Consider the following 21,839-nt stretch of genomic DNA (forward strand, 5'->3'; position numbering starts at 1 on the left):
CCCGTCGCGTCCACCGGCGGCTGACCGGCCCGGGGCCCGCACGCCACCAGGCATGACGGGCCCTCACCGGACGCGCCGGGGCCCCCTCGGGATGCCGTCAGGGCGGTCCGGCGGCCTCCCCCTCGGGATGCCGTCAGGGCGGTCCGGGGGCCTCCCCTCGGGATGCCATCCGGCCGTCCGGGCCTCGGGGCTGCGACGTGAGCGGGCCGCCCGGCGCCCCGGCGACCGGGGTTCGATCCGGCCGCCCCGGCCCCGGGCCGCCGACGTGCGATCCGGCCGGCCGGGCCGTCGGGACGCGATCCGGGCCGCGAACCCGCCCGCCGGGGCCACTACTTGCCGCCCGAGGTGGCCTCCAGCCCCACGACCGACGCCACCAGCAGGCAGACGAAGAAGATGCGCGCCGCCGTGACCGGCTCGTGCAGGGCCACCATGCCCACCACCGCCGCACCCACGGCGCCGATGCCGACCCACACCCCGTAGGCGGTCCCGATCGGGAGCGACTTAGCGGCCTGCGCCAGCAGCACCATGCTCGCCGTGACCCCCACGACCGTGATCACGCTCGGCCACAACCGGGTGAACCCGTCGCTGAACTTCAGGGAGATCGACCAGACGACTTCCAGCAGTCCGGCCACGAAAAGGAGAACCCACGCCACGACGCACCTCCGGCATGACAGACGAATGCGGACAGTGCGTCGTCTTTGCGTTCGGTCGTCGCGCTCCGCCCGGTACGGCGCGTCTCGTCGGGCGTACCCCCGACCGTAGCAAAAAGGCCGCGGACCCGCCGCGCGAGCGAACCCTCCGCCCGGGACCCCGCGCCCGCGGCCGGCGATCCGCGGCGCCGCCGGATGGAGGTGGCGGCCCGCGGTACGCACCCCTGCCGGAGGTACGGCCCCGTCGCTAGAGGTACAGCCCCGTCGTGTCCTGCGAGCCCTCGAACCGGTCCGCCGCCACGGCGTGCAGGTCGCGCTCGCGCATCAGCACGTACGCCACGCCGCGCACCTCGACCTCCGCACGGTCCTCGGGGTCGTACAGCACCCGGTCGCCGGGCTCCACCGTCCGCACGTTCTGCCCGACGGCCACCACACCGGCCCAGGACAGCCGCCTGCCCACGGCCGCGGTCGCCGGGATCACAATGCCGCCGGAGGACCGCCGCTCGCCCTCCGGGATGTCCGTCCTGACCAGCACGCGGTCGTGGAGCATCCGGATGGGCAGCTTCTCGTGGGTGTTCTCGCTCACGCCCAGAAACCTACCTGCCCCGGCCGCCGCGGGAAGCCCCAGGGGCACACCGCGGCGGCCGGGGCCGGTCCGGCGTCACGCGCGGCGGCGCCGCAGCGAGACGGTCAGCAGACCGGCCACACCGACCAGCAGGAGCGCGGCCGGCACCACCCGCTCCAGGCGCGGCGAGCCCTCGTCCGTGACGAACTTCGCCTTCACGTCCGAGACCGTGCGGTTCACCGCGACGAACGCTCGCCCCGCGGTCTGGTCCACCGACGAGGCCACCTTGGCCTTGGCGTCACCCATGATCGTCTTGGGGTGCATGCGCACCCCGATCTCGTCGAGCGTCTCGGCAAGCTGCCCCCGTCGACGGACGATGTCCGCCTCGATCTGCGCAGGGGTCCTCGCATCGGCATCCGACACCGCGCCGCCTCCGTCGTCCCTCGTCGTATCCGGTTACACCTACCTCGACAGTCTGTCAGTTCCACCGTCCGCGCACCCGGCGGCACCCCCCATTACGCTCGGCGGCGTACGTCCCCGGGTGCGCACGGCCCCTTCCGGGTGCAAGAGCCGCGACACGGCGGCTCCCCCATCCGAAGGCGCGGGCACCCGGGCCCCATTTCCTGCACGAATTCGGCACACCACCGCACACGACGGAGAATCCATGAGCGAGCGACTCGCACCCGGCGCCACCGCCCCCGACTTCACCCTGGCCGACGCCGACGGCAACGAGATCTCTCTCGCCGACCACAGGGGCCGCAAGGTCATCGTGTACTTCTACCCGTCCGCCCTGACCCCCGGTTGCACGAAGCAGGCCTGCGACTTCACCGACAACCTCGGCGTGCTGGCCGGAGCGGGTTACGACGTCCTCGGCATCTCCCCGGACAAGCCCGAGAAACTTGCGAAGTTCCGCGAGAAGGAGAACCTGAAGGTGACACTTCTCAGCGATCCCTCGAAAGGCGTTCTGGAGTCGTACGGAGCCTTCGGGGAGAAGATGATGTACGGAAAGGCGGTAACCGGGGTCATCCGCTCGACGTTCGTCGTCGACGAGGAGGGAAAGATCGAGCGGGCCTTCTACAACGTGCGGGCCACAGGGCACGTCGCGAAGATCATCAAGGACCTGGGAATCTGAGCAGAACTGCCGGCGGCATGTGACCGGGGTCGCACTTCTGTGCGGCCCGGGTTTGCGGACGCTTGAAACGCGCAGAAGGTTCCACTGGACTTTGTTGTACGCAGAAAGGAACCCGCATGGCCGGCCAGGACTACGAAGAGATGGCCGACCCGGCAGCGGTCCGGCGCCACCCCACCTTGTTCCGCACCATCAAGCAGCGCCGGAACCCCCGCCTTCGCCGATCGGACATCACGGTCACGGACGACGCCGCCGTGAAACGAGCGGTGAAGGCGGCCGCCCTCGGTAACGCCATGGAGTGGTACGACTTCGGTATCTACAGCTACATGGCCGGAACCATCGGGAAAGTGTTCTTCCCCGGCGGAAGCGGCACGACCCAGCTGCTGCTGACCTTCGCCACCTTCGCCATCTCCTTCCTCGTACGGCCCCTCGGCAGCGTCATCCTCGGGCCCCTCGGCGACAAGCTCGGCCGCCAGCGCGTCCTCGCGCTCACCATGCTGATGATGGCCTTCGGCACCTTCTTCATCGGCGTGCTGCCCTCGTACGACGCCATCGGCCTGTGGGCCCCCGCGCTGCTCATCCTGCTACGCCTGGTGCAGGGCTTCTCCACCGGCGGCGAGTACGGCGGCGCCTCGACGTTCATCGCCGAGTACGCCCCCGACAAGCGCCGCGGCTTCTTCGGCAGCTTCCTCGAGTTCGGCACCCTCGCCGGATACGTCGGCGCCGCCGGCCTCGTCACGCTCCTCACCGTCACCCTCGGTGACAGCGGCCTCCAGGGCTGGGGCTGGCGCCTGCCCTACCTGCTCGCGGGACCGCTCGGCCTCATCGGCCTCTACCTGCGGCTGAAGCTGGACGAGACCCCCGCGTTCCAGAAGCTCTCCGCCGAGAACGTGCGCGTCCGGGCCTCCGAGGCCGCCGACACCGTCGAGACGACCGCCAAGGGCGACCTCCGGAAGATCTTCAGCAACTACTGGCGTCCGCTCGTGCTGTGCGTCGCCCTCGTCGCCGCGTACAACATCACCGACTACATGCTGCTGTCGTACATGCCGACGTACCTCTCCGACGAACTCGGCTACGGCACCACGCACGGCCTGCTGATCCTCCTCGGCGTCATGGTCGCGATGATGCTGCTGATCAACCAGATCGGCCGCCTCAACGACCGCTACGGCCGCAAGCCGCTGCTCCTCGGCGGCATGCTGGGCTTCCTCGTGCTCTCCATACCCGCGTTCCTGATGATCCGCGAGGGAAACATCTTCCTGATCATCATCGGCCTCGCCATGCTGGGCCTCTCGCTGGTGTGCCTGCTCGGCACGATGTCCGCGGCACTCCCCGCCCTCTTCCCGACCCAGGTGCGCTACGGCGGCCTGTCGATCGGCTACAACGTCTCCACCTCGATCTTCGGCGGCACGACCCCGCTGGTCATCACGGCCCTCATCGACGTCGGCGGCACGAACCTGATGCCCGCCTACTACGCCACGGCCGCCGCGATCGTCGGCGTGATCGCGGTCCTGTGCATGAAGGAGACCGCGCAGCAGCCCCTGGAGGGCTCGCCGCCCTCGGTGGCCACCCCGGAGGAAGCCGCGGAGCTGGCCCACGAACAGGCCCAGGAACCCCGCTTCTGACCCGCACCGGCACCCGGCAGGCGCCCTGTCCTTGACCCGGTGGGGCACCCTGTCCGTGACCCGGCAGGCACCCTGGCCGGGACCCGGTAGGCACTCGGCAGGCGCCCGGGCCGGTCCCCCGTAGGCACCCCGTCCGGCACCGGGCAGGCGCCCGGTCCGACCCCGGCACGAGCCCCGTCCGGCGCCTCCACGGGGCGGCGCCAGCTCCCCCGCACGACAGCACGCCCCGGCGAGCGCCCCACCGCGCGCCGGGGCGTACGCCTGTCTGCCGCTGACGCACCGTGACCGCCCGGCCGCCGCGCCCGTTACTCCGTACGAGGCACCGAACGCGTGCCCGAGGACGGAGCGGTACGGACGTGACACCCCGCATCTACACGCGCGAGCTGCTGATGGAAGCGGCGCTGAATACGACCACGTGGGACGGTGCGGTGCGCTGGTGCGGCGGTACGCCCACCCGCGCCTCCCGGCACCACCTGCGGACACGGATGGCCGCGGAGAACATCGACACCGCCCATTTCCCGAGTGGACGGGTACGCCACACGGACGACTTGCTCCGCCGGCTGGTGGCCGAGTCGTCGAGTGTGGCCGAGGTGGTGCGACGGCTCGGCATCAGCCCTGTCGGCGGCAACCACGCCCACGTGGGGCGGCGCATCCGGGCCCTGGGCCTGGACACCGGCCATTTCACCCAGGGGCGTCGGAGGCGGGGCACCCGGACCGCGGAGACCGGTCTGGTCCTCGGCTCACCGACGAACGGGCGCACACCGGGCGAACGACTCCGCCGCTGGCTCCTTTCCACCGGCACGGCGGAGACCTGCACGATGTGCGGCACGCAGGCGGAGTGGAACGGGCACCCGCTGCGTCTGCAGGTGGACCACATCAACGGCCAGTGGTGGGACAACAGGCCGGCGAACCTGCGCCTCCTGTGCCCGAACTGCCATGCCACCACGGACACCTTCCGGGGTCGCCGGCGCGGCGGGGTCGCGACGGCGCCTCCCGTCTCCCGCGAGACGCTGACGCGTGCCGTGGCGGAGGCTCATTCGATGGACGCCCTCCTGGACGTGCTCGGACTGCCCGACTCCGAGTCGGACAGAGCCCGGATCCGGCGGCGCATCGCGAGGTACGGTCTCGACTCCTCGCACTTCACCGGCCGGGGCACTCACCAGGGGGTGCCGGCCACCCGGCTGACCCCGGAAGTCATTCTGCGGCGGGAGGAGCCGGGGGCACGTCGGCGCAAGACCGCTCTGCTGCGCAGAGCCCTCGGGGACATCGGCGTAAGCGCCGTCTGCGCGCTCTGCGGGTGCGACGAGACGTGGCAGGGGCGCGAACTCGTCCTGGAGATCGACCACATCAACGGTGAGCGGCACGACAACCGGCCGGAGAACCTGCGATTCGTCTGCCCGTCCTGCCACAGCCAGACGTCCACCTTCGCCGCCCGGTCCGGACCCACCCGTTCCGTCGCGGCGTCTCCCCCACCGCACGCGATCCGCCCCGACGAGGGTCCCCGGGAGGTGGAGTGCCCCCACGAGGACCCCGACGAGGACCCTCGGGAGGTGGAGGGCCCCGACGAGGGCCCCGGGAATGAAGTGGAGTACCCGGCGTCGGAGGACGACCAGGAACTGGCCGCCGCGGTCGGCGCGTCCACCGGCTGGGCGGATCTCATGCGGCGACTGGGCGTGCGCGCCAGCACGGGACGACGGCGGACGATCCAGCGGAAGGTGGACCGACTGGGACTGGACACCTCCCACTTCAAGCAGCGGAGTGCCTGGCGGAACTACCCGGACGAGGCGATTGCCGCCGCGGTGGCGTCGTCGGCCGATCTGGAAGAGGCGGTCCGGCAGCTGTGCGACCGGCTCAGCGTGGGTGCCGTCCGCCACATCGTGCGCCGTATCGAGGCCGCAGGCATCGATACGAGCCATTTCACCGTTGCCGGTCGCACGGACCGCGATCTGCCGTTCACGGACGAGCAGCTCACCACCGTGGCCGGCGCCGGCCGGAGCGTGCGGGAAGTGGCCCGGCGGCTGGGTGTAGCGGACGACACCGAGTCCCGTACGGCTCTGCGCGCCATGCTCGAGCGACTGGGGTACGCCTACGAATCCCCTCGCCGGAAGTCGCCGTCTTGCGGCTAAGCTATTACCGCTGCAAGCGCCTGTACTCCAATTTGGTAGAGAGACTGGTCCTAGGAACCAGGGGTTCTCGGTTCGAATCCGAGCAGGCGCACAGGAAAAAGAGGCCCCTCACCTTCATTTCGAAGGTGAGGGGCCTGCTTCTTTGGTCGCGAGCGCTCAGCCCGCCAGTTCGCCGATCGCGGGCACGAGCGCGCGGAACGCCTTGCCGCGGTGGCTGATCTCGTTCTTCTCGGCCGGGGAGAGTTCGGCGCAGGTGCGGGCGGACCCGTCGGGCTGGAGGATCGGGTCGTAGCCGAAGCCGTTCGTGCCGGCGGGGGCGGTGCGCAGGGTGCCGGTGAGGCGGCCCTCGACGACGCGCTCGGTGCCGTCGGGCAGCGCGAGGGCCGCGGCGCAGGCGAAGTGGGCGGCGCGGTGGGGGTCGGAGATGTCGCCGAGCTGGGCGAGGAGCAGGTCGAGGTTGGCCTGGTCGTCGCCGTGGCGGCCGGCCCAGCGGGCCGAGAAGATGCCCGGGGCGCCGCCGAGGACGTCGACGCAGAGGCCGGAGTCGTCGGCGATGGCCGGGTGGCCGGTGGCCTGTGCGAGGGCGTGGGCCTTGAGCAGGGCGTTCTCCGCGAAGGTGACGCCGGTCTCCTTGACGTCGGGGATCTCGGGGTAGGCGTCGGCGCCGACGAGTTCGTGGGTGAGGCCGGCGTCGGCGAGGATGGCGCGGAGTTCGGTGATCTTTCCGGCGTTGCGGGTGGCGAGGATCAGGCGGGTCATGCCGTCCAACCTATCCGGGCGCCCGGACGGTGCCGTTCCGGGTCGCTCGGGGGCGTCCGGGGGTGCGGGGTGCGGTGCTCCGCCGGGCGGCGCCGAGGTCTCGAACACGTGCGAACACCGTTGCTCCGTACGGGTCATGACGGCCCGGTTTTTCGGGCGGCACGGGGGTGACGGGTGTATGGCGGTGATGCCCGTGGGCGGGGTGCCGCGCGCGGGGCGGGCGGGCCGGGTGCGCCGTGGTCCCGCTGCCCGGACGGGTGCCCGGTGTGCCGCGGGGGCGGCGCGGGATCGCGGTCGGTGCGGACGCGCCCGGGGCGGCTGCCGCGCGGCGTGGGCGCACGGCGCGCGGCGCGACCCCTGAACGTCTGGACGGACGCACCGCTTTCGCCGTGCGTCCGCACTGTGTTGGACGTTCGGGGGCCGCTCTTGGTTCCCGCTTTACTTTTCGAGCGCCTCGGTCTGGATGCGGGCGAGGTCGACGCAGCCGCCGGTGGCGAGGTCGAGCAGGGAGTTGAGTTCCGTGCGGTCGAACGGCTCGGCCTCGGCGGTGCCCTGGATCTCGACGAAGCGGCCGTCGCCGGTGCAGACGACGTTCATGTCGGTCTCCGCGCGGACGTCCTCCTCGTAGCAGAGGTCGAGGAGGGGGGTGCCGTCGACGATGCCGACGCTGACGGCGGAGACCGTGCCGGTGAGGGGCTTGCGTCCGGCCTTGACGATCTTCTTGGACTGGGCCCAGGTCACGGCGTCGGCGAGGGCGACGTAGGCGCCGGTGATGGCGGCGGTGCGGGTGCCGCCGTCGGCCTGGAGGACGTCGCAGTCGAGGACGATGGTGTTCTCGCCGAGCGCCTTGTAGTCGATGACGGCGCGCAGGGAACGTCCGATGAGGCGGCTGATCTCGTGGGTGCGGCCGCCGATCTTGCCGCGGACGGATTCGCGGTCGCCGCGGGTGTTGGTGGAGCGGGGCAGCATCGAGTACTCGGCGGTGACCCAGCCTTCGCCGCTGCCCTTGCGCCAGCGCGGTACGCCCTCGGTGACGCTCGCGGTGCAGAAGACCTTGGTGTCACCGAAGGAGATGAGGACGGAGCCCTCGGCGTGCTTGCTCCATCCGCGTTCGATGGTGACGGGGCGGAGCTGTTCGTGGGTGCGGCCGTCGATACGAGACATGCCGTCGACCCTATCGGGCGTCCGGGTGGGGGCCGTCCGGGCGGGCGGGCCGGCGGGCGCGGTCCCGTTCCGGCCGTGTGCCGCGTGCGGGCGGGGTCCGAGGGTGGCCGTCGCGGCGCCCGTCGCGGTGTCGTGCTGCCGTCGTCCGGTTCTCGGGGCGGGTCCCGTCGCGGGCACTGCCACCGGGGTCCCGTCCGTCCGGGGCCCGATCCCGCGCCTACCGGGGCCCGTTCCCGTCCGTCCGGGGCCCGATCCCCCGCCCGCCGGGGCCCGTTCCCGCCCCTGGGGGCGCGTCCCCGGGCCCCCGCGCCGGCGCGTCAGTCCATCATGTCTTCGATGTCGGACGCGATCGGGTCGGCGTCCGTGCCGATGACGACCTGGATGGCCGTGCCCATCTTGACGACGCCGTGGGCGCCGGCGGCCTTGAGTGCCGCGTCGTTCACGAGGGAGGCGTCCTTGACCTCGGTGCGCAGCCGCGTGATGCAGCCCTCGACCTCGATGATGTTGTCGAGGCCGCCGAGTCCGGCGACGATCTTCTCAGCCTTGCTGGCCATGTGCTTTCTCCCTGTGTTCCTGACGCGTGTCGTGCGGAGGCGTGCCGTGCGGACGCGCGACGTGCCGGCTTGCCGTGCGCCGCGGTGTCGCGCGTCGGCCTGCCGCGCATCGACATACTGACTTTTTTGTCACGGTAATGCACGGTTGGCCCATCTCTTCGGGCGCGTTCCCGTCCGGTGCCGAAGGATGACGATCATCGGCGGACGGCGTGCATGCGCAACTGGTCTACACCATTATTACCGGGAGGCAGCCATGAGCGGCGACGTGGCGGTGCGGCCCGAGACCTCCGCGGGCGGACCCTCGGGGCAGCCGCGCAAGTCCTGGTGGAACATCGCGTTCCAGGGCCTCCAGAAGATGGGCCGCAGCCTTCAGCTGCCGATCGCCGTCCTGCCGGCCGCGGGCATCCTGAACCGGTTGGGCCAGCCGGACGTCTTCGGCGACCAGGGCCTGGGCTGGAACGGTGTGGCGAAGGTGTTCGCCGCCGCCGGCGGCGCGCTGCTCGACTCGGCGCTCGGTCTGCCGCTGCTGTTCTGCATCGGCGTGGCGATCGGCATGGCCAGGAAGGCCGACGGTTCGACGGCGCTGGCGGCCGTGACGGGTTTCCTCTCGTACTACGCGGTGCTGCACGCGTTCCCGCTGGACTGCGACGGCGCCGCGAAGTTCACCGGGGCGGGCATCTGGTCCGGGGTGTGCGTGACGCCGGACGGGACGACGGTGACGCAGGCCGGGTACCAGAACCCGGGCGTCTTCGGCGGGATCGTGATGGGCCTGCTGACGGCGTGGCTGTGGCGGCGCTTCCACCGGGTCAAGCTGGTGGACTGGCTGGGGTTCTTCAACGGCCGGCGGCTGGTGCCGATCATCATGGCGTTCGTGGGGCTGCTGGTCGCCTCGCTCTCGGTGTGGGCGTGGCAGCCGATCGGCGGCGGGCTCACGAGTTTCTCGAAGTGGCTGGTGGACCTGGGGGCGTCGGGGTCGGGCGTGTTCGGCCTGGCGAACCGGGGGCTGCTGGTGTTCGGGCTGCACCAGTTCCTCAATACGTTCGTCTGGTTCCAGTTCGGCGACTTCACGAAGCCCGACGGCACGGTCGTGCACGGTGACGTGAACCGCTTCCTGGCGGGTGATCCGACGGCGGGGCAGTTCACCACGGGCTTCTTCCCGATCATGATGTTCGCGCTGCCCGCCGCCGCGCTCGCGATCTACCACTGCGCGAAGCCGCACCGCAGGAAGGCGGTCGGCGGCCTGATGCTGTCGGTGGCGCTGACGTCGTTCGTGACGGGTGTCACGGAGCCGATCGAGTACTCGTTCCTGTTCGTCGCGCCGCTGCTGTACGGGATCCACGCGGTCCTGACGGGCGTGTCCATGTTCGTGAGCTGGCAGCTGGGCGCGAAGGACGGGTTCAGTTTCTCGGCGGGGCTGATCGACTACGTCATCAACTGGGGCCTGGCGACGAAGCCGTGGCTGCTGGTGCCGATCGGGCTGGCGTTCGCGGTCGTGTACTACGTCACGTTCCGCGTGCTGATCACGAAGCTGAACCTGCAGACGCCGGGGCGGGAGCCGGACGATCCGGACGACCCGGAGGTCGGCGAGGAGCAGAAGGTCGTGGGCGACACCCGGACGTGAGGCGCCGCCGGCACCCTGGTGTGAGGGGCCGCCGTGTCCTGCCCCCGCCGCCGGACGCCCGGCCTCCCTCTGCCTCCGCCCCGACCGGCGCACGGGCCACCGAACGAGCCGGTGAACGAGCGGGCCGGCCGGCCCCGTAGCGCCCGTGCCGGCCGCTCTCCGGCGGCTCGCGCGCGCACGTTTCGGCTTGTTGGCGCCGGATTCCGAGACCCGCGCCGGCCCGGCCGCTCCCTCCGCTTGCGGTCCGTGCCTCGGCGACTGGACGCGCCTCCGGCCGCTCCGCCGCTGGTCCGGGCCGGTTACGCTTCGGACTAGATCTTTATTCAGACCATATTCGAGGGTTCCACGTCACAGCGGTGGCGTGTTACAACAGGTCTAAACCACTCAATGGTTTAGACCTGTTTTTTCATGGGGCGGGTGTGGGTGCCGCGTTCCCTGCGCATGGAGGAAGTTGATGAGTACGGCCACCGCCCCGGCGGCTCCCGCGAAGAAGCGGGGCTCCGGAGTCTTCCAGGGGCTCCAGAAGGTGGGTCGCAGCCTCCAGCTGCCGATCGCCGTCCTCCCCGCAGCGGGCATCCTGAACCGGCTCGGCCAGCCGGACGTCTTCGGCAGCGACGGGCTCGGCTGGGACAGCGTCGCGAATGTCTTCAAGGGCGCCGGCGGCATGCTGCTCGACGCGTCGCTCGGCCTGCCGCTGCTGTTCTGCATCGGCGTCGCCATCGGCTTCGCCAAGAAGGCCGACGGTTCGACGGCGCTCGCCGCGATCGTGGGCTTCTTCACGTACTACGCCGTGATCCACCAGTTCCCGATCAAGGCGGGCATGGGTGGCGCCACCTACATACCCAACGGCCTGCTGGCCGGCGAGTGGCAGAAGGGCGCCGTCGTCACGAACGCGTCCTTCCAGAACCCGGGCGTCCTCGGCGGCATCGTCCTCGGCCTGCTGACCGCGGTCATCTGGCAGCGCTTCCACCGCACCAAGCTGGTCGACTGGCTCGGCTTCTTCAACGGCCGCCGCCTGGTGCCGATCATGATGGCGTTCGTCGGCACGGCCCTCGGCGTGATCGCGGTCGTCGGCTGGCAGCCCATCGGCGACGGCATCACGAGCTTCGGCAACTGGATCACCGGTCTCGGCGCGCTCGGCTCCGGCATCTTCGGCCTCGTCAACCGCGGCCTGATCCCGATCGGCATGCACCAGTTCGTCAACACCGTGGCCTGGTTCCAGCTCGGCGACTTCACCAACGCCGCGGGCAATGTCTCGCACGGCGACATCAACCGCTTCATCGCGGGCGACCCGACCGCCGGGCAGTTCACCTCCGGCTTCTTCCCGATCATGATGTTCGGCCTGCCGGCCGCCGCGCTGGCGATGGCGCACACCGCGCGCCCCGAACGACGCAAGGCCGTCCTCGGCATGATGCTCTCTCTCGCCGCGACCTCGTTCGTGACGGGCGTCACCGAGCCGATCGAGTTCTCGTTCATGTTCATCGCGCCGCTGCTGTACGTGCTGCACGCGGTCCTGACGGCCGTGTCGATGTTCGTGACGTGGTCCCTGGGCGTGCACGACGGCTTCACGTTCTCCGCAGGCGTGATCGACTACGCGCTCAATTGGAACCTCGCGACGAAACCGTGGCTGATCATCCCGATCGGCCTGGTCTTCGGCGTCATCTACTACGTCGTGTTCCGCTTCGTGATCGTCAAGTTCGACCTCAAGACTCCGGGCCGCGAGCCGGAGGAGGAGATCGAGGACATCACCAAGTAGCCGGGACCCCGCGCCCGCGGTCCCTCGCGCGCGAAGGCGCCCGCCACTCGTCGTGAGTGGCGGGCGCCTTCGGCGTTCGCGCGCGCCCTCCGGCCGCCTGCGGGCGGGGCCCGTCCATGGGACGGGCGCGGTGTCCCGCTACAGCTCGTAGACCGCGCCGGGCACCGCGAGCTCGGACGGCCCGTCGTACGCCTCGCGGGCGTCGTCCAGGTTGCGGCGGGCGTCCGTCCACGGCGGGATGTGCGTCAGCACGAGGCGCTTCGCGCCGGCCGCCGTGGCGTGCTCGCCCGCTTCGCGGCCGTTGAGGTGGAGGCCCGCGATGTCCTCCTTGCCGTGCGTGAAGGCCGCCTCGCACAGGAACAGGTCGGTGTCGCGCGCGAGGTCGACGAGCGCCTCGTCGGCGCCGGTGTCCGCCGAGTACGCCAGCGACGTGCCGCCGTGCTCGACGCGGATGCCGAACGTGTCGACGGGGTGCGCCATCTTCTCCGTACGGACCGTCAGCGGGCCGATGTCGAACGTGCCCGGCTTCAGCGTCCGGAAGTCGAAGACCTCGCTCATCGACTTGTCGCTCGGGGTGTCGTCGTAGGCCGTGGTCAGCCGGTGCTCGGTGCCCTCGGGCCCGTAGACCGGGATGGCGTCGCAGCGCCCGCCCTCGTAGCGGTAGTACCGCGCGACGAAGTACGCGCACATGTCGATGCAGTGGTCGGCGTGCAGGTGGCTGAGGAAGATCGCGTCGAGGTCGTACAGACCGATGTAGCGCTGCAACTCGCCCAGGGCGCCGTTGCCCATGTCGAGGAGCAGCCGGAAGCCGTCGGCCTCGACGAGGTAGCTGGAGCAGGCCGATCCCGCGGCGGGAAAGGAGCCCGAGCAGCCGACGACGGTGAGCTTCATGGAGCGTGAACCTCCGTGGCATGGATGGTGGGCGACGGGGGTCGTACGGTCACGGGCCGCACGAGGGGTGTCACGGTCCGTACGGGTCGCGCGGTTCAACGGTTGTCGTGCGGGAGTGGTTCGATCTGTCGAGCCTAAGGCGCTACCCGTACGGTCGCTTCCTCACGACGGCGCGTTGTGGGGGAAGTCACCGGCAAGTCCACTCTTCCCGGTGTCCGGGCGGCATGCGGGTACCGTCACGGCATGAGTGCGTGGTGGTGGGTCGCGCTGGCCGCGGTGATCGTGACCGCGCTCGTCGCGTCGGTCGTGGACGGACGGGTGCGGGCGGCGGAGAGCCGCAGGCAGCGGCGGGCGCGGATGCGGACGAGGCCGCCGGGCCGTCCCGGGCGAACCGCTCGGGTGCCAGCGCCACGCACATGCCCGAGCCCACGCACACGTGACCGTCCACCTCGATGTGCCAGGTGTCCACCGTGCCGTCACCATCCCACCGGGAGCGAGCGCGGTGCGCGCACGAGCATCTGCCGCTTCCACACCGCGTCGCCCGCGACGCGCAGCTGCGGCACCCTCGTCACGAGCGCGCGCAGGGCCTCCTGCAGTTCCATCCGGGCCAGTTGGGCGCCCAGGCAGTGGTGCACACCGTGGCCGAAGCCCAGATGCTGGTTGGCGGGCCGGTCGAAGCGGATCACATCGGGGTCCTCGAACTTCGCCGGGTCCCGGTTCGCGGCGCCGAGCGACACCAGTACCGGCTCGCCCTCGCGGACGAGCACGCCGCCGACCTCGATGTCCTCCTTGGCGTAGCGGGGGAAGAAGCCGCCCGACGCGAGGGGGATCCAGCGCATCAGCTCCTCGACCGCGGCGGGCACCAGGTCGGGTGCGTCGACGAGCCGCTGCCACTGCTCGTGGTGCCCGAGGAGCGTCCAGACCATGTTGGGGATCTGGGACGCGGTGGTCTCGTGGCCTGCCACGAGGATCGCGAGGCAGAGGCTCACCATCTCGTCCTCGCTGAGCCGGTCCTTGGCGTCGCGGGCCTCGATGAGACCGGAGATCAGGTCGTCCTGGGGCCGGGCCCGGCGCTCCGCGACGTGCTGCGCGATGTAGCCCGTCAACTGCTCCTGGTTGTGTCGCAGTTCTTCTTCGGTCAGCCGGGTCGTGGACAGCAGCGCGTCGCTCCACACGCGGAACTTCGGCCGGTCCTCGGCCGGGACGCCGAGGAGTTCGCAGATGACGGCGACGGGCAGCGGCAGCGCGAAGCTCTCGACGAGGTCGGCCGTGGAGCCCGAGGCGACCATCTCATCCAGCAGGTCCGACGTCAACGTCCTGACCCAGGGCCGCAGTCCCTCCACCTGGTGGCGGGTGAACGCCCGGGAGACGAGCGTGCGCAGCCGTGTGTGGTCCGGCGGGTCCATCGACAGGATGCTGGGCTGGGCGACGGCGGAGTTGTAGCGGGGCTCCTCGGTGTTGCCGACGGCCATGGCCCGGGAGAACCGCAGGTCGCCGAGGACGAACCGGGCGTCCTCGTAGCGCGTCGCGAGCCAGGCGGGCCCGCCGTGCGGGAGTTGGACGCGGATCATGCCCGCGCCCTCGCGCGCGTCGGCGTACGCCTCGTGCAGGGCGAGGCCGTCCCCCTCGTTGAAGGGGTAGGGGACGGGCGGCGGTACGGAGAGGGAGTCTGAGGTGGGGGGTGCGGTGCTCGTCAAGGATCTCTCCCACGTGAACGTGGCCGAAGGTGTGGACGGTTGCGGGCACACCGGAGGACCGTGGCCGGCACTCTCCGTCGCGGTCCCGCGACCGAACGTCTTGCAAGCAGACGCTTACAAGCTAGGCAGCCCCCTCCCCGACCGTCAAGGACGGCCGGGGACGGGGGCGTGGGAGATACGGTGTGCACGGGAGGACATGTGGCTGAAACCGGACGCTCCGCGCGGCCCAGGGCGCGCGACGCGGCGGCGACGCGCAAGGCGCTGCTCGACGCCGCCGCGGAGCTTTTCTTCGAGCGCGGGTTCAACCGCACGACGGTGCGGGACATCGCCGACCGCGCGGGCGCGAACCAGTCCCTGATCTTTCGGTACTTCGGCTCGAAAGCGGCGGTGTTCGAGGCGGTCGCGGCGCGCCTCGGGCACGAGCAACTGGACCGTACGCCCAGGGAGTCGCTGCTCGAGACGACCCTGCGCAGCATGCTGCGCGACGAGCCCGGCCGGCGGCGCGACCACACGATGGTGACGTTCCTGCGTTCGCTCGGCACGGACGGCCCCGCCGCGGACATCGCCGAGCAGCTCGGCGACGACTACGCGGGGGCCCTCGCCACCCTCACCGACGCGCCCGACGCCCGGCTGCGCGCCCAGCTGGTGCTGGCGTGGCTGGTCGGCATCGGGCTGGTGCGCGACGTGAGCCGTATCGAGCCGCTGTCGACGGCGGGGTCCGACGAGGTGACCGAGCTGTTCCTCAAGGCGGCCCGGACGCTGCTGGAGGGCACGGCCTGACGCGGGCCCACGACTGCCGCCGGGGCCGCGACCGGGCCCCGGCACAAGGCGCACCGGACGAGGCCGGCCGCGGGCCGCGGGTCAGGGCCTTCGCGTGCGCCGCCGCTCGACCAGGACGACGATGCCCGCACCCGCGGCGATCAGCCCCACGGACAGCGCGGTGCGGGCGATGACACCGGCGGTGCCCGTCGCGGCGAGCTGCGGGAGGCCGGGATCCGGCGCCGAGGCCGACCTGCCTGGTGCGGCGCCGACCGCGGTGGGTGTCGGCGACGGCGCGGCTGTCCCGGACTGCGCAGGTGTCGCGGACTGCGCAGGTGTCGCGGACGACGCGGACGTCCCGGGCCCCGCGGACGGCTCGGACGGCTCGTGCTGCTCGGACGGCTCGTGCTGTTCGTGCTGGTCGTGCTGGTCGTGCTGCTGGTGCGGGGAGGCCGTGCCGGACGGTGTGTTCCGCTTCGGCCGCCCGCCGGGGGGCCGCGTCGGTTCCGGATCGCGGGACCGCGCGGGTTCCGCATCCGCTTCCGCCTCTGGAGTGGCCGGTCGGGCGCCGGTGCCGGGGCCGGTCGACTCCCCGCTCCCGTCGAACAGACCCGGCCAGTGGCCGCCGGGCACCCGGTTCCCGGAGGGCGTGGCACCGGCAGGTCGCGGGTCCACGGCGGACGGCGGGTCGGCGCGACCGGTACCGGACGTGCCGTCCTCGCGGCCCGCACCGCTGTCCAGCTCGCCCGTTGCACGGCCGCCGTGCACGGTCAGGCGGTAGGGGTTCGACGCACCGACCCAGTCGCCGTCGGCCCCCCGGCGCTGCACGACGGCCACGTTCACCGTGACCGCACCCGAGGGCGCGCCGCTGCGGAAGGCGAGGGAGGCGTGGAGGGTGACCGTGCCGCGCGCGGGAACGGTGAGGCCGGCGGTGTCCTCGTCGCGCACGCCGATGACCTCGTCCTCGTCGGACGTGTGCAGCGGGAGCGCCCGCAGGACGCCGTGCGCGTCGGCGAGCCGCAGCGTGAGCTGACCGGCCTTCAGGTGCCGGCCGGCGCCCGTCACGACCACGACCGGGTGCACGTCGCGGCAGGCGTGCGCGGCGGTGCTCGTCAGGTCGAGGTACCAGGTGCGGGCCCCGCCGCCCGCCCGGTACGTCCCGGGCCCGCGCAGGCGCGCGCCGATCGGGAAGTCGTGCGCCGTGACGTTCCCGCAGGCCGGAACGGGCGCGGGCGCCCCCGCCCGCGCAGCCGCACGCACCGGCACGGCGGCGCGTCCGCCGGCGGGGGGCGGCGCGACGGCGACGACGGTGCCGGAGGCCGCGTCAGGCAGCCCCGCGGCGGAAGCCGCCGCGGCCGGGGCCAGGGCCGCGGCGAGGCCGAGGGGCAGGACGGCGACGTGGCGCAGGCGCATGACGGGTTCACCTCTGCTGATCGCGGGCGGCCGGCGGCGGGCGTGGTCGACGCTGGCACGCGCCCGCCCGCCGATCCCGGCACCACGACCCAGAGCGGCTTGAAAAACATACGAATAGGCCATCGGGCTGCGCCGATAGGCCATCGGGCTCTCCGACTCGACCGGAGCAGCCTCGCGGCCGGGCCGGACGAGGCGGTCGGGGCGGACGAGGCGGTCGGGGCGGTCGGGGCAGGCAGGCCGTCGGACCGGACGAGGCGGTCGGGGCAGGCAGGGCCGTCGGACCGGACGAGGCAGTGTGCGGGCGTTGGCGGCAGGCAGGGCGGTCGGGGCGCGATGGGCAGTCGGGCCGGACAGGGCGGTCGAGGCAACCAGGACTGTCCAGGCGGGCAGGCAACTTCTTCGAACCGCCTCGCGGGGGCCGGCCGGTCCGGGTTCAGCCCATGCGCAGACCGAACACCGGCGCCAGGACCAGGTGCGCCGCCCCCACCGCGACCGGGTTCGTGCCGTCCCCGGCCGCCGTGACCGGCACCGCGCCGGGCCCGCGCCCGGCCGGACGCTCCCCCAGTACCCGGCTCACGCCCGCGAGGAAGCGTTCCCGATGCGCAGCGACCGTACGGCCGCCCAGGACGACGTGGTCGATGTCCAGCAGCGCCACGAGGTTCGCCGCGCCCTCGCCGAGCACCCCAGCGGCCGTCGCGAGGTCGCCGCGCTCGACGGCGGCCAGGCATATCGCTTCCAGGCACCCCCGGTATCCGCAGTGGCACGGCGGCCCCCCGAGCTGGACGACCTGGTGCCCGAACTCGCCGGCGCCGGTGCGCGCGCCCCGGTACAGCGCCCCGTTCAGGACGAGCCCGGCGCCGAGCCCCGTGCCGAGGTGCAGATACGCGAACGAGCCGCTGCCCGCCCCGGCCCGCGCGGCCAGGCCGAGGGCGGCCGCGTTGGTGTCCTTGTCCAGCGTGACGGGCAGATCGAGCCGGTCCGCCAGCGCGTCGCGCAGCGGGAACCCGTCCCAGTGCGGGAAACCCGTCACCCGCCGCGCGATCCCGCTGGCGTGGTCGAGCGGACCGGGCATCGCCACCCCGACACCGAGCAGCCCGGGAGCGGCAGGGCCGTGCGTACCCGCGCCGTCGCCACCGCCCCTTTCATCCCTGTCGCCCCCGCCCTCTCCCCCGTCCCCCGCGTACCGCGCATCGCAGGCGCCCCGGGGGCTGATCGTGTCCCGCGCACCTCGCCGCCGCACCGGCTCCTGCCCCTGCCCCTGCCCCTGCCTAAGCCCTTGCCCCTGCTCCTGCTCCTGCTCCTGCTCCTGCCCCTGCTCCTGCTCCTGGTTTGGCGGCCGGGGGTGCGACGCGGCCGAGCCCGCGACCGCGCGGATCTGCTCCACCGCGATGTCCAGCACGGCCTCCGGCCGGCCGCCGAGGTCGAGCGGTGCCCTGCGGGACGCGACCGCCCGCCCGCCGAGGTCCACCAGGACCGCCGTCACCTCGTCACGGTCGAGGTGGACCCCCACCGCGTGGGCGGCCTCCGGAACCAGCCGCAGGACCGTGCGCGGCTTGCCGCCCGTGGACGCACGGAACCCCGCCTCCGCGGCCGTGCCGTCCGCCCGCAGCCTCGCGGTGATCTTGCTGACCGCCTGCGGGGTGAGTCCGGTGCGCTCGGCCAGTTCCAGCCTGCTGATGCCGGCCTCGCCCGCCGTGCGCAGCAGGTCGAGGACCAGCGCCGCGTTGTGCCCGCGCAGCAGCGGCAGGTTGGCGCCGGCCGCGCCGTCGTACGCAGCGGCAGCGGGAGCCGTCGGCCCGGTGCGGGGGCCCGGGTGGGAGCCGGCGTGGGAGCCGGGGTTCTGGGGGTCGTCGGGGTTCATCCGGTTCATGGGCTTCGTGGGCTTCATCGGGTTCACGGGGTTCGTGGGCTTCATCGGTTCACGGGGTTCGTGGAGTTCGGGGAGTTCGTGGGTTCATGCGAATTCATGGCCTTCGTCACGACCGGGGGCGGACCGGGCCCCGCCGGCCGGGCCGACGGGGTCGCCTGCCCGGCGCGTGCGCCACAGCGGAAGCGGGTGCGACGGCTGGAACAGGTGCGACAGCCGGAACGGGTGCGACGGCTGGGGTGGCTGGGGTGTTCACGGAGGGCATCGCCGCCATTGTCCCCCGCCCTTGCACTTTGGCAACAGCGTTGCTTAAGTGGACGGCATGACTGGCACAGCCAACCGGCCCCTCAGGGTGGGCCTCGTGGGGTACGGCCTCGCGGGCTCCGTCTTCCACGCACCGCTGATCGCCGCCACCGACGGTCTCGCGCTCGACACGATCGTCACCTCAAGCGAGGAGCGCCGCGCGCAGGCGGCCGGCGAGTTCCCCTCCGTACGGTTCGCGGCTTCCTCCGAGGAACTGTGGAAGCGGGCGGACGAGCTGGATCTCGTCGTCGTCGCCACTCCGAACAAGACGCACGTGCCACTCGCCACCGCCGCACTCGACGCGGGCCTGCCGGTCGTGGTGGACAAGCCCGTCGCCGGCACCGCGGCCGAGGCCAGGGCGCTCGCCGCGCGGGCCGAGGAGCGCGGCCTGCTCCTGTCCGTCTTCCAGAACCGCCGCTGGGACAACGACTTCCTCACCCTCAAGGCCCTCGTCGACGCGGGCGAACTGGGCGAGGTGCAGCGCTTCGAGTCCCGCTTCGAGCGGTGGCGCCCGCAGCTGAAGGGCGGCTGGCGCGAGTCGGGCGACCCCGAGGAGATCGGCGGGCTGCTGTACGACCTGGGCAGTCACGTCGTCGACCAGGCGCTGACCCTGTTCGGCCCGGTGACGCAGGTGTACGCGGAGGCCGACGTACGCCGGCCCGGCGCCCGGACGGACGACGACACGTTCCTCGCACTCACCCACGCCTCCGGCGTCCGCTCGCACCTCTACGTGAGCGCCACCACCGCGCAGCTCGGCCCGCGCTTCCGCGTCCTCGGCTCGACGGCCGGCTACGTGAAGTACGGGCTCGACCCGCAGGAGGCCGCCCTGCGTGAGGGCAGGCGTCCCGGCGCGGGCGACGAGCCGTGGGGTGCCGAGCCCGAGTCTCAGTGGGGCCGGCTGGGCGCCGGCGAGTCACCGCTGACGGGCGGCGGCACCCCCGTGCCGACCGAGGCGGGCGACTACCCCGCCTTCTACACGGCCGTGGAGCAAGCCCTGCGGACGGGCGCCGCGCCGCCCGTGTCGGCGGAGCAGGCGGCGGTGACGCTGGACGTCCTGGAGGCGGCGCGCCGCTCGGCAGGCGAGGGCGCCGTCGTACGGCTGGGCTCCGGGCAGCCGGGAGCGGGCGCGTGAGCGCCGGCCGCGGGGACACCCGCACGGAAGCGGGCGCCGGTGCGGCCGGCGGCGGGGGTGCCGCCGCGGGGCCGAGTGCGAGCACGGGTGCGGGCACGGGCACAGGTACGACCTCGGAACTGCCCTCGGCCGCCGAGCTGGAGGAGCAGGCGGAACGCCTGGTGCTGCCGCGGTTCGGCCACGACGAGGCGTGGCGTCTCGGCTGCCTGCTGGTCGACCTGGCCCGGGCTCGCAACGCGCCGGTGGCCATCGACATCCGGCGCGGCGCACAGCAGTTGTTCCACTGCGCGCTGACCGGTTCGAGCGCGGACAACGACGACTGGATCGCCCGCAAACGACGTGTCGCCGAACGGTACGGAGAGGCGTCGCTGCTGGTCGGGGCCCGATTCCGGGCGAAGGGCCGGTCGTTCGAGGAGTCGTCCCGCCTCGACCCCGCGCACTACGCGGCACACGGCGGCGCGGTGCCGGTCGTCGTCGAGGGCGCGGGAATGGTCGCCGTCGCCACCGTCTCGGGCCTCCCGCAGGCGGAGGACCACGCCCTGGTCGCGGAGGCATTGGAGGCGCTGCGCGCCGAGCTGTGAGGGGCGTCCGGGACCCGGGGCCCGGGCCTGCCCTGTTTCCGTGCGGGCCCGGGTTCGCCACGGAGACCGGGCCCGCGGCATCCTGCGGGTTTCCGGCAGCACCGCATCAGGCCGGGCGCCGGCACGCGTGAACTGCCGCGTGCCGGCGCCCGTCCGCTTCTCCCGTACGCACGGGTCCGTACGCACGGGTCCGTACGCACGGGTCCGTACGCACGGGTCCGTACGCACGGGTCCGTACGCACGGGTCCGTCCGCACGGGTCCGTCCGTGTCGTCCGCACATGCCGTCCGCACGTGCCGTCCGTACGTCAGTACCGCGCTCTCGAACCGCCGGTGCTCAGGCGTTCTTGAACTGCTGGCGCTGCGCGCCGAGGCCCTCGATGGAGAGTTCCACGACGTCTCCCTCACGCAGGTAGGGCTTCGGCTCCGGCTGCCCGAGCGCGACACCGGCGGGCGTGCCGGTGTTGATGACGTCGCCCGGGTAGAGCGTCATGAACTGGCTGACGTACCGCACGATTTCGGCGACAGGGAAGATCATGTCGGCGGTGGTGCCGTCCTGCTTGGACTCTCCGTTGACGCTGAGCTTCATGGCCAGTGCCTGCGGGTCGGGCACCTCGTCCGGCGTCACGAGCCAGGGGCCGAGCGGGTTGAACGTCTCGCAGTTCTTGCCCTTGTCCCACTGGCCGCCGCGTTCGAGCTGGAACTCGCGCTCGGACACGTCGTTGGACAGCGCGTACCCGCCGACGTGCGCGAGGGCCGCCTCGGCCGACTCGACGTAGCGGGCCGTGCGGCCGATGACGACGGCCAGCTCGACCTCCCAGTCGGTCTTCACGCTGTTGCGCGGGATGAGGACCGTGTCCTCAGGTCCGACCACTGTGTCGGCGGCCTTGAAGAAGATGATCGGCTCGCTGGGCGCCTGGGCGTTCGTCTCGCGCGCGTGGTCGTGGTAGTTGAGACCGATGCAGACGACCTTGCCGATCCCGGCGAGCGGCGCGCCGACGCGCTGGTCGCCGTCGATCACCGGCAGGTCGCCTGCCGTCGCGGCGGCCCGGACACGCTCCAGCGCGGCTTCGTCCGCGAGGAGCGCGCCGTCGATGTCGGTGACGACGCCCGACAGGTCCCGCAGGGTCGTGCCGTCCTCGTCGAGCAGCGCGGGGCGCTCCGCACCCGCCGTACCGACACGCAGCAGCTTCATCGTTCCTGACTCCTCTGGTCGAGCTGGTCCGGCTGGGCCGGCGTGGTCCGGCGGTGG

The 21,839-nt window shown here is 72.4% G+C and carries 18 protein-coding genes, 1 tRNA gene, 1 pseudogene and 1 riboswitch; of the genes and pseudogenes, 9 read left to right on the plus strand and 11 right to left on the minus strand.

What is annotated here, in order from left to right:
- Positions 1–329 precede the first annotated feature (329 nt).
- From L1885_RS04920 to L1885_RS04930, 3 genes are all read right to left on the minus strand, one after another.
- The gene (locus L1885_RS04920; RefSeq protein ID WP_235795722.1) at positions 330–653 is read right to left on the minus strand and encodes a DMT family transporter; all 324 of its coding nucleotides are present in this window, start codon (positions 651–653) and stop codon (positions 330–332) included.
- A 33-nt stretch (positions 654–686) separates the two neighbouring features.
- Positions 687–768: riboswitch (guanidine-III (ykkC-III) riboswitch) on the minus strand.
- 129 nt (positions 769–897) lie between these two features.
- On the minus strand, positions 898–1,200 hold the full coding sequence (locus L1885_RS04925; RefSeq protein WP_235795744.1) for a GroES family chaperonin: 303 nt from the start codon (positions 1,198–1,200) through the stop codon (positions 898–900).
- A 111-nt stretch (positions 1,201–1,311) separates the two neighbouring features.
- On the minus strand, positions 1,312–1,638 hold the full coding sequence (locus tag L1885_RS04930) for a DUF3618 domain-containing protein (protein WP_235795723.1): 327 nt from the start codon (positions 1,636–1,638) through the stop codon (positions 1,312–1,314).
- Positions 1,639–1,879: 241 nt separating this feature from the next.
- Here L1885_RS04930 and bcp point away from each other — a divergent pair, with 241 nt between their 5' ends.
- From bcp to L1885_RS04950, 4 genes are all read left to right on the plus strand, one after another.
- On the plus strand, positions 1,880–2,347 hold the full coding sequence (gene bcp, locus L1885_RS04935; protein WP_235795724.1) for a thioredoxin-dependent thiol peroxidase: 468 nt from the start codon (positions 1,880–1,882) through the stop codon (positions 2,345–2,347).
- Between the two features lie 116 nt (positions 2,348–2,463).
- The gene (gene proP, locus L1885_RS04940; RefSeq protein ID WP_235795725.1) at positions 2,464–3,966 is read left to right on the plus strand and encodes a glycine betaine/L-proline transporter ProP; all 1,503 of its coding nucleotides are present in this window, start codon (positions 2,464–2,466) and stop codon (positions 3,964–3,966) included.
- A 356-nt stretch (positions 3,967–4,322) separates the two neighbouring features.
- Complete coding sequence (locus tag L1885_RS29110; RefSeq protein WP_308117276.1) at positions 4,323–6,092, plus strand: HNH endonuclease signature motif containing protein; 1,770 nt, start codon at positions 4,323–4,325, stop codon at positions 6,090–6,092.
- A gap of 16 nt (positions 6,093–6,108) precedes the next feature.
- Positions 6,109–6,183 (plus strand) — tRNA-Leu (locus L1885_RS04950).
- 65 nt (positions 6,184–6,248) lie between these two features.
- Here L1885_RS04950 and rdgB read toward each other — a convergent pair.
- The 3 genes and pseudogenes from rdgB to L1885_RS04965 form a co-directional block, all read right to left on the minus strand.
- Positions 6,249–6,851 (minus strand): RdgB/HAM1 family non-canonical purine NTP pyrophosphatase, encoded by a 603-nt coding sequence (gene rdgB, locus L1885_RS04955; protein WP_235795726.1) that lies wholly within the window; start codon positions 6,849–6,851, stop codon positions 6,249–6,251.
- A gap of 438 nt (positions 6,852–7,289) precedes the next feature.
- A complete protein-coding gene (gene rph, locus L1885_RS04960) occupies positions 7,290–8,015 on the minus strand; it encodes a ribonuclease PH (protein WP_235795727.1) in 726 nt (241 codons plus the stop codon).
- A 317-nt stretch (positions 8,016–8,332) separates the two neighbouring features.
- A pseudogene (locus L1885_RS04965) lies at positions 8,333–8,575 on the minus strand (PTS sugar transporter subunit IIB); the annotation flags it as partial.
- Positions 8,576–8,822: 247 nt separating this feature from the next.
- Here L1885_RS04965 and L1885_RS04970 point away from each other — a divergent pair.
- Together L1885_RS04970 and L1885_RS04975 are read left to right on the plus strand one after the other, a co-directional pair.
- Positions 8,823–10,190 carry a PTS transporter subunit EIIC gene (locus tag L1885_RS04970; RefSeq protein WP_235795729.1) on the plus strand — a complete coding sequence of 456 codons (1,368 nt, stop codon included), beginning with the start codon at positions 8,823–8,825 and terminating at the stop codon, positions 10,188–10,190.
- A gap of 454 nt (positions 10,191–10,644) precedes the next feature.
- Positions 10,645–11,946: a PTS transporter subunit EIIC gene (locus L1885_RS04975; RefSeq protein ID WP_235795730.1), complete on the plus strand. Its 1,302-nt coding sequence runs from the start codon at positions 10,645–10,647 to the stop codon at positions 11,944–11,946.
- A gap of 138 nt (positions 11,947–12,084) precedes the next feature.
- Here L1885_RS04975 and L1885_RS04980 read toward each other — a convergent pair whose 3' ends face one another.
- Entirely contained in the window at positions 12,085–12,837 is a 753-nt protein-coding gene (locus tag L1885_RS04980; protein WP_235795731.1) for an MBL fold metallo-hydrolase, read from the minus strand.
- A 476-nt stretch (positions 12,838–13,313) separates the two neighbouring features.
- Positions 13,314–14,534 (minus strand): cytochrome P450, encoded by a 1,221-nt coding sequence (locus L1885_RS04985; RefSeq protein WP_235795732.1) that lies wholly within the window; start codon positions 14,532–14,534, stop codon positions 13,314–13,316.
- 198 nt (positions 14,535–14,732) lie between these two features.
- On the opposite strand from L1885_RS04985, the gene L1885_RS04990 reads away from it, so the two are divergent.
- Complete coding sequence (locus L1885_RS04990; RefSeq protein ID WP_235795733.1) at positions 14,733–15,314, plus strand: TetR/AcrR family transcriptional regulator; 582 nt, start codon at positions 14,733–14,735, stop codon at positions 15,312–15,314.
- Between the two features lie 81 nt (positions 15,315–15,395).
- On the opposite strand, the gene L1885_RS04995 is transcribed toward L1885_RS04990, so the two are convergent.
- Positions 15,396–16,706 (minus strand): hypothetical protein, encoded by a 1,311-nt coding sequence (locus L1885_RS04995; RefSeq protein ID WP_235795734.1) that lies wholly within the window; start codon positions 16,704–16,706, stop codon positions 15,396–15,398.
- Positions 16,707–17,139: 433 nt separating this feature from the next.
- The gene (locus L1885_RS05000) at positions 17,140–18,567 is read right to left on the minus strand and encodes an ROK family transcriptional regulator (RefSeq protein WP_372481860.1); all 1,428 of its coding nucleotides are present in this window, start codon (positions 18,565–18,567) and stop codon (positions 17,140–17,142) included.
- A gap of 328 nt (positions 18,568–18,895) precedes the next feature.
- Here L1885_RS05000 and L1885_RS05005 point away from each other — a divergent pair, with 328 nt between their 5' ends.
- Positions 18,896–20,008 (plus strand): Gfo/Idh/MocA family protein, encoded by a 1,113-nt coding sequence (locus L1885_RS05005; RefSeq protein ID WP_235795736.1) that lies wholly within the window; start codon positions 18,896–18,898, stop codon positions 20,006–20,008.
- A 119-nt stretch (positions 20,009–20,127) separates the two neighbouring features.
- Positions 20,128–20,589 (plus strand): heme-degrading domain-containing protein, encoded by a 462-nt coding sequence (locus L1885_RS05010; protein WP_235795745.1) that lies wholly within the window; start codon positions 20,128–20,130, stop codon positions 20,587–20,589.
- 335 nt (positions 20,590–20,924) lie between these two features.
- On the opposite strand, the gene L1885_RS05015 is transcribed toward L1885_RS05010, so the two are convergent.
- Complete coding sequence (locus L1885_RS05015; RefSeq protein WP_235795737.1) at positions 20,925–21,782, minus strand: fumarylacetoacetate hydrolase family protein; 858 nt, start codon at positions 21,780–21,782, stop codon at positions 20,925–20,927.
- Between the last annotated feature and the right edge of the window lie 57 nt (positions 21,783–21,839).

Source organism: Streptomyces fuscigenes, assembly GCF_021556455.1.
In the GTDB taxonomy this organism is placed as follows: domain Bacteria; phylum Actinomycetota; class Actinomycetes; order Streptomycetales; family Streptomycetaceae; genus Streptomyces; species Streptomyces fuscigenes.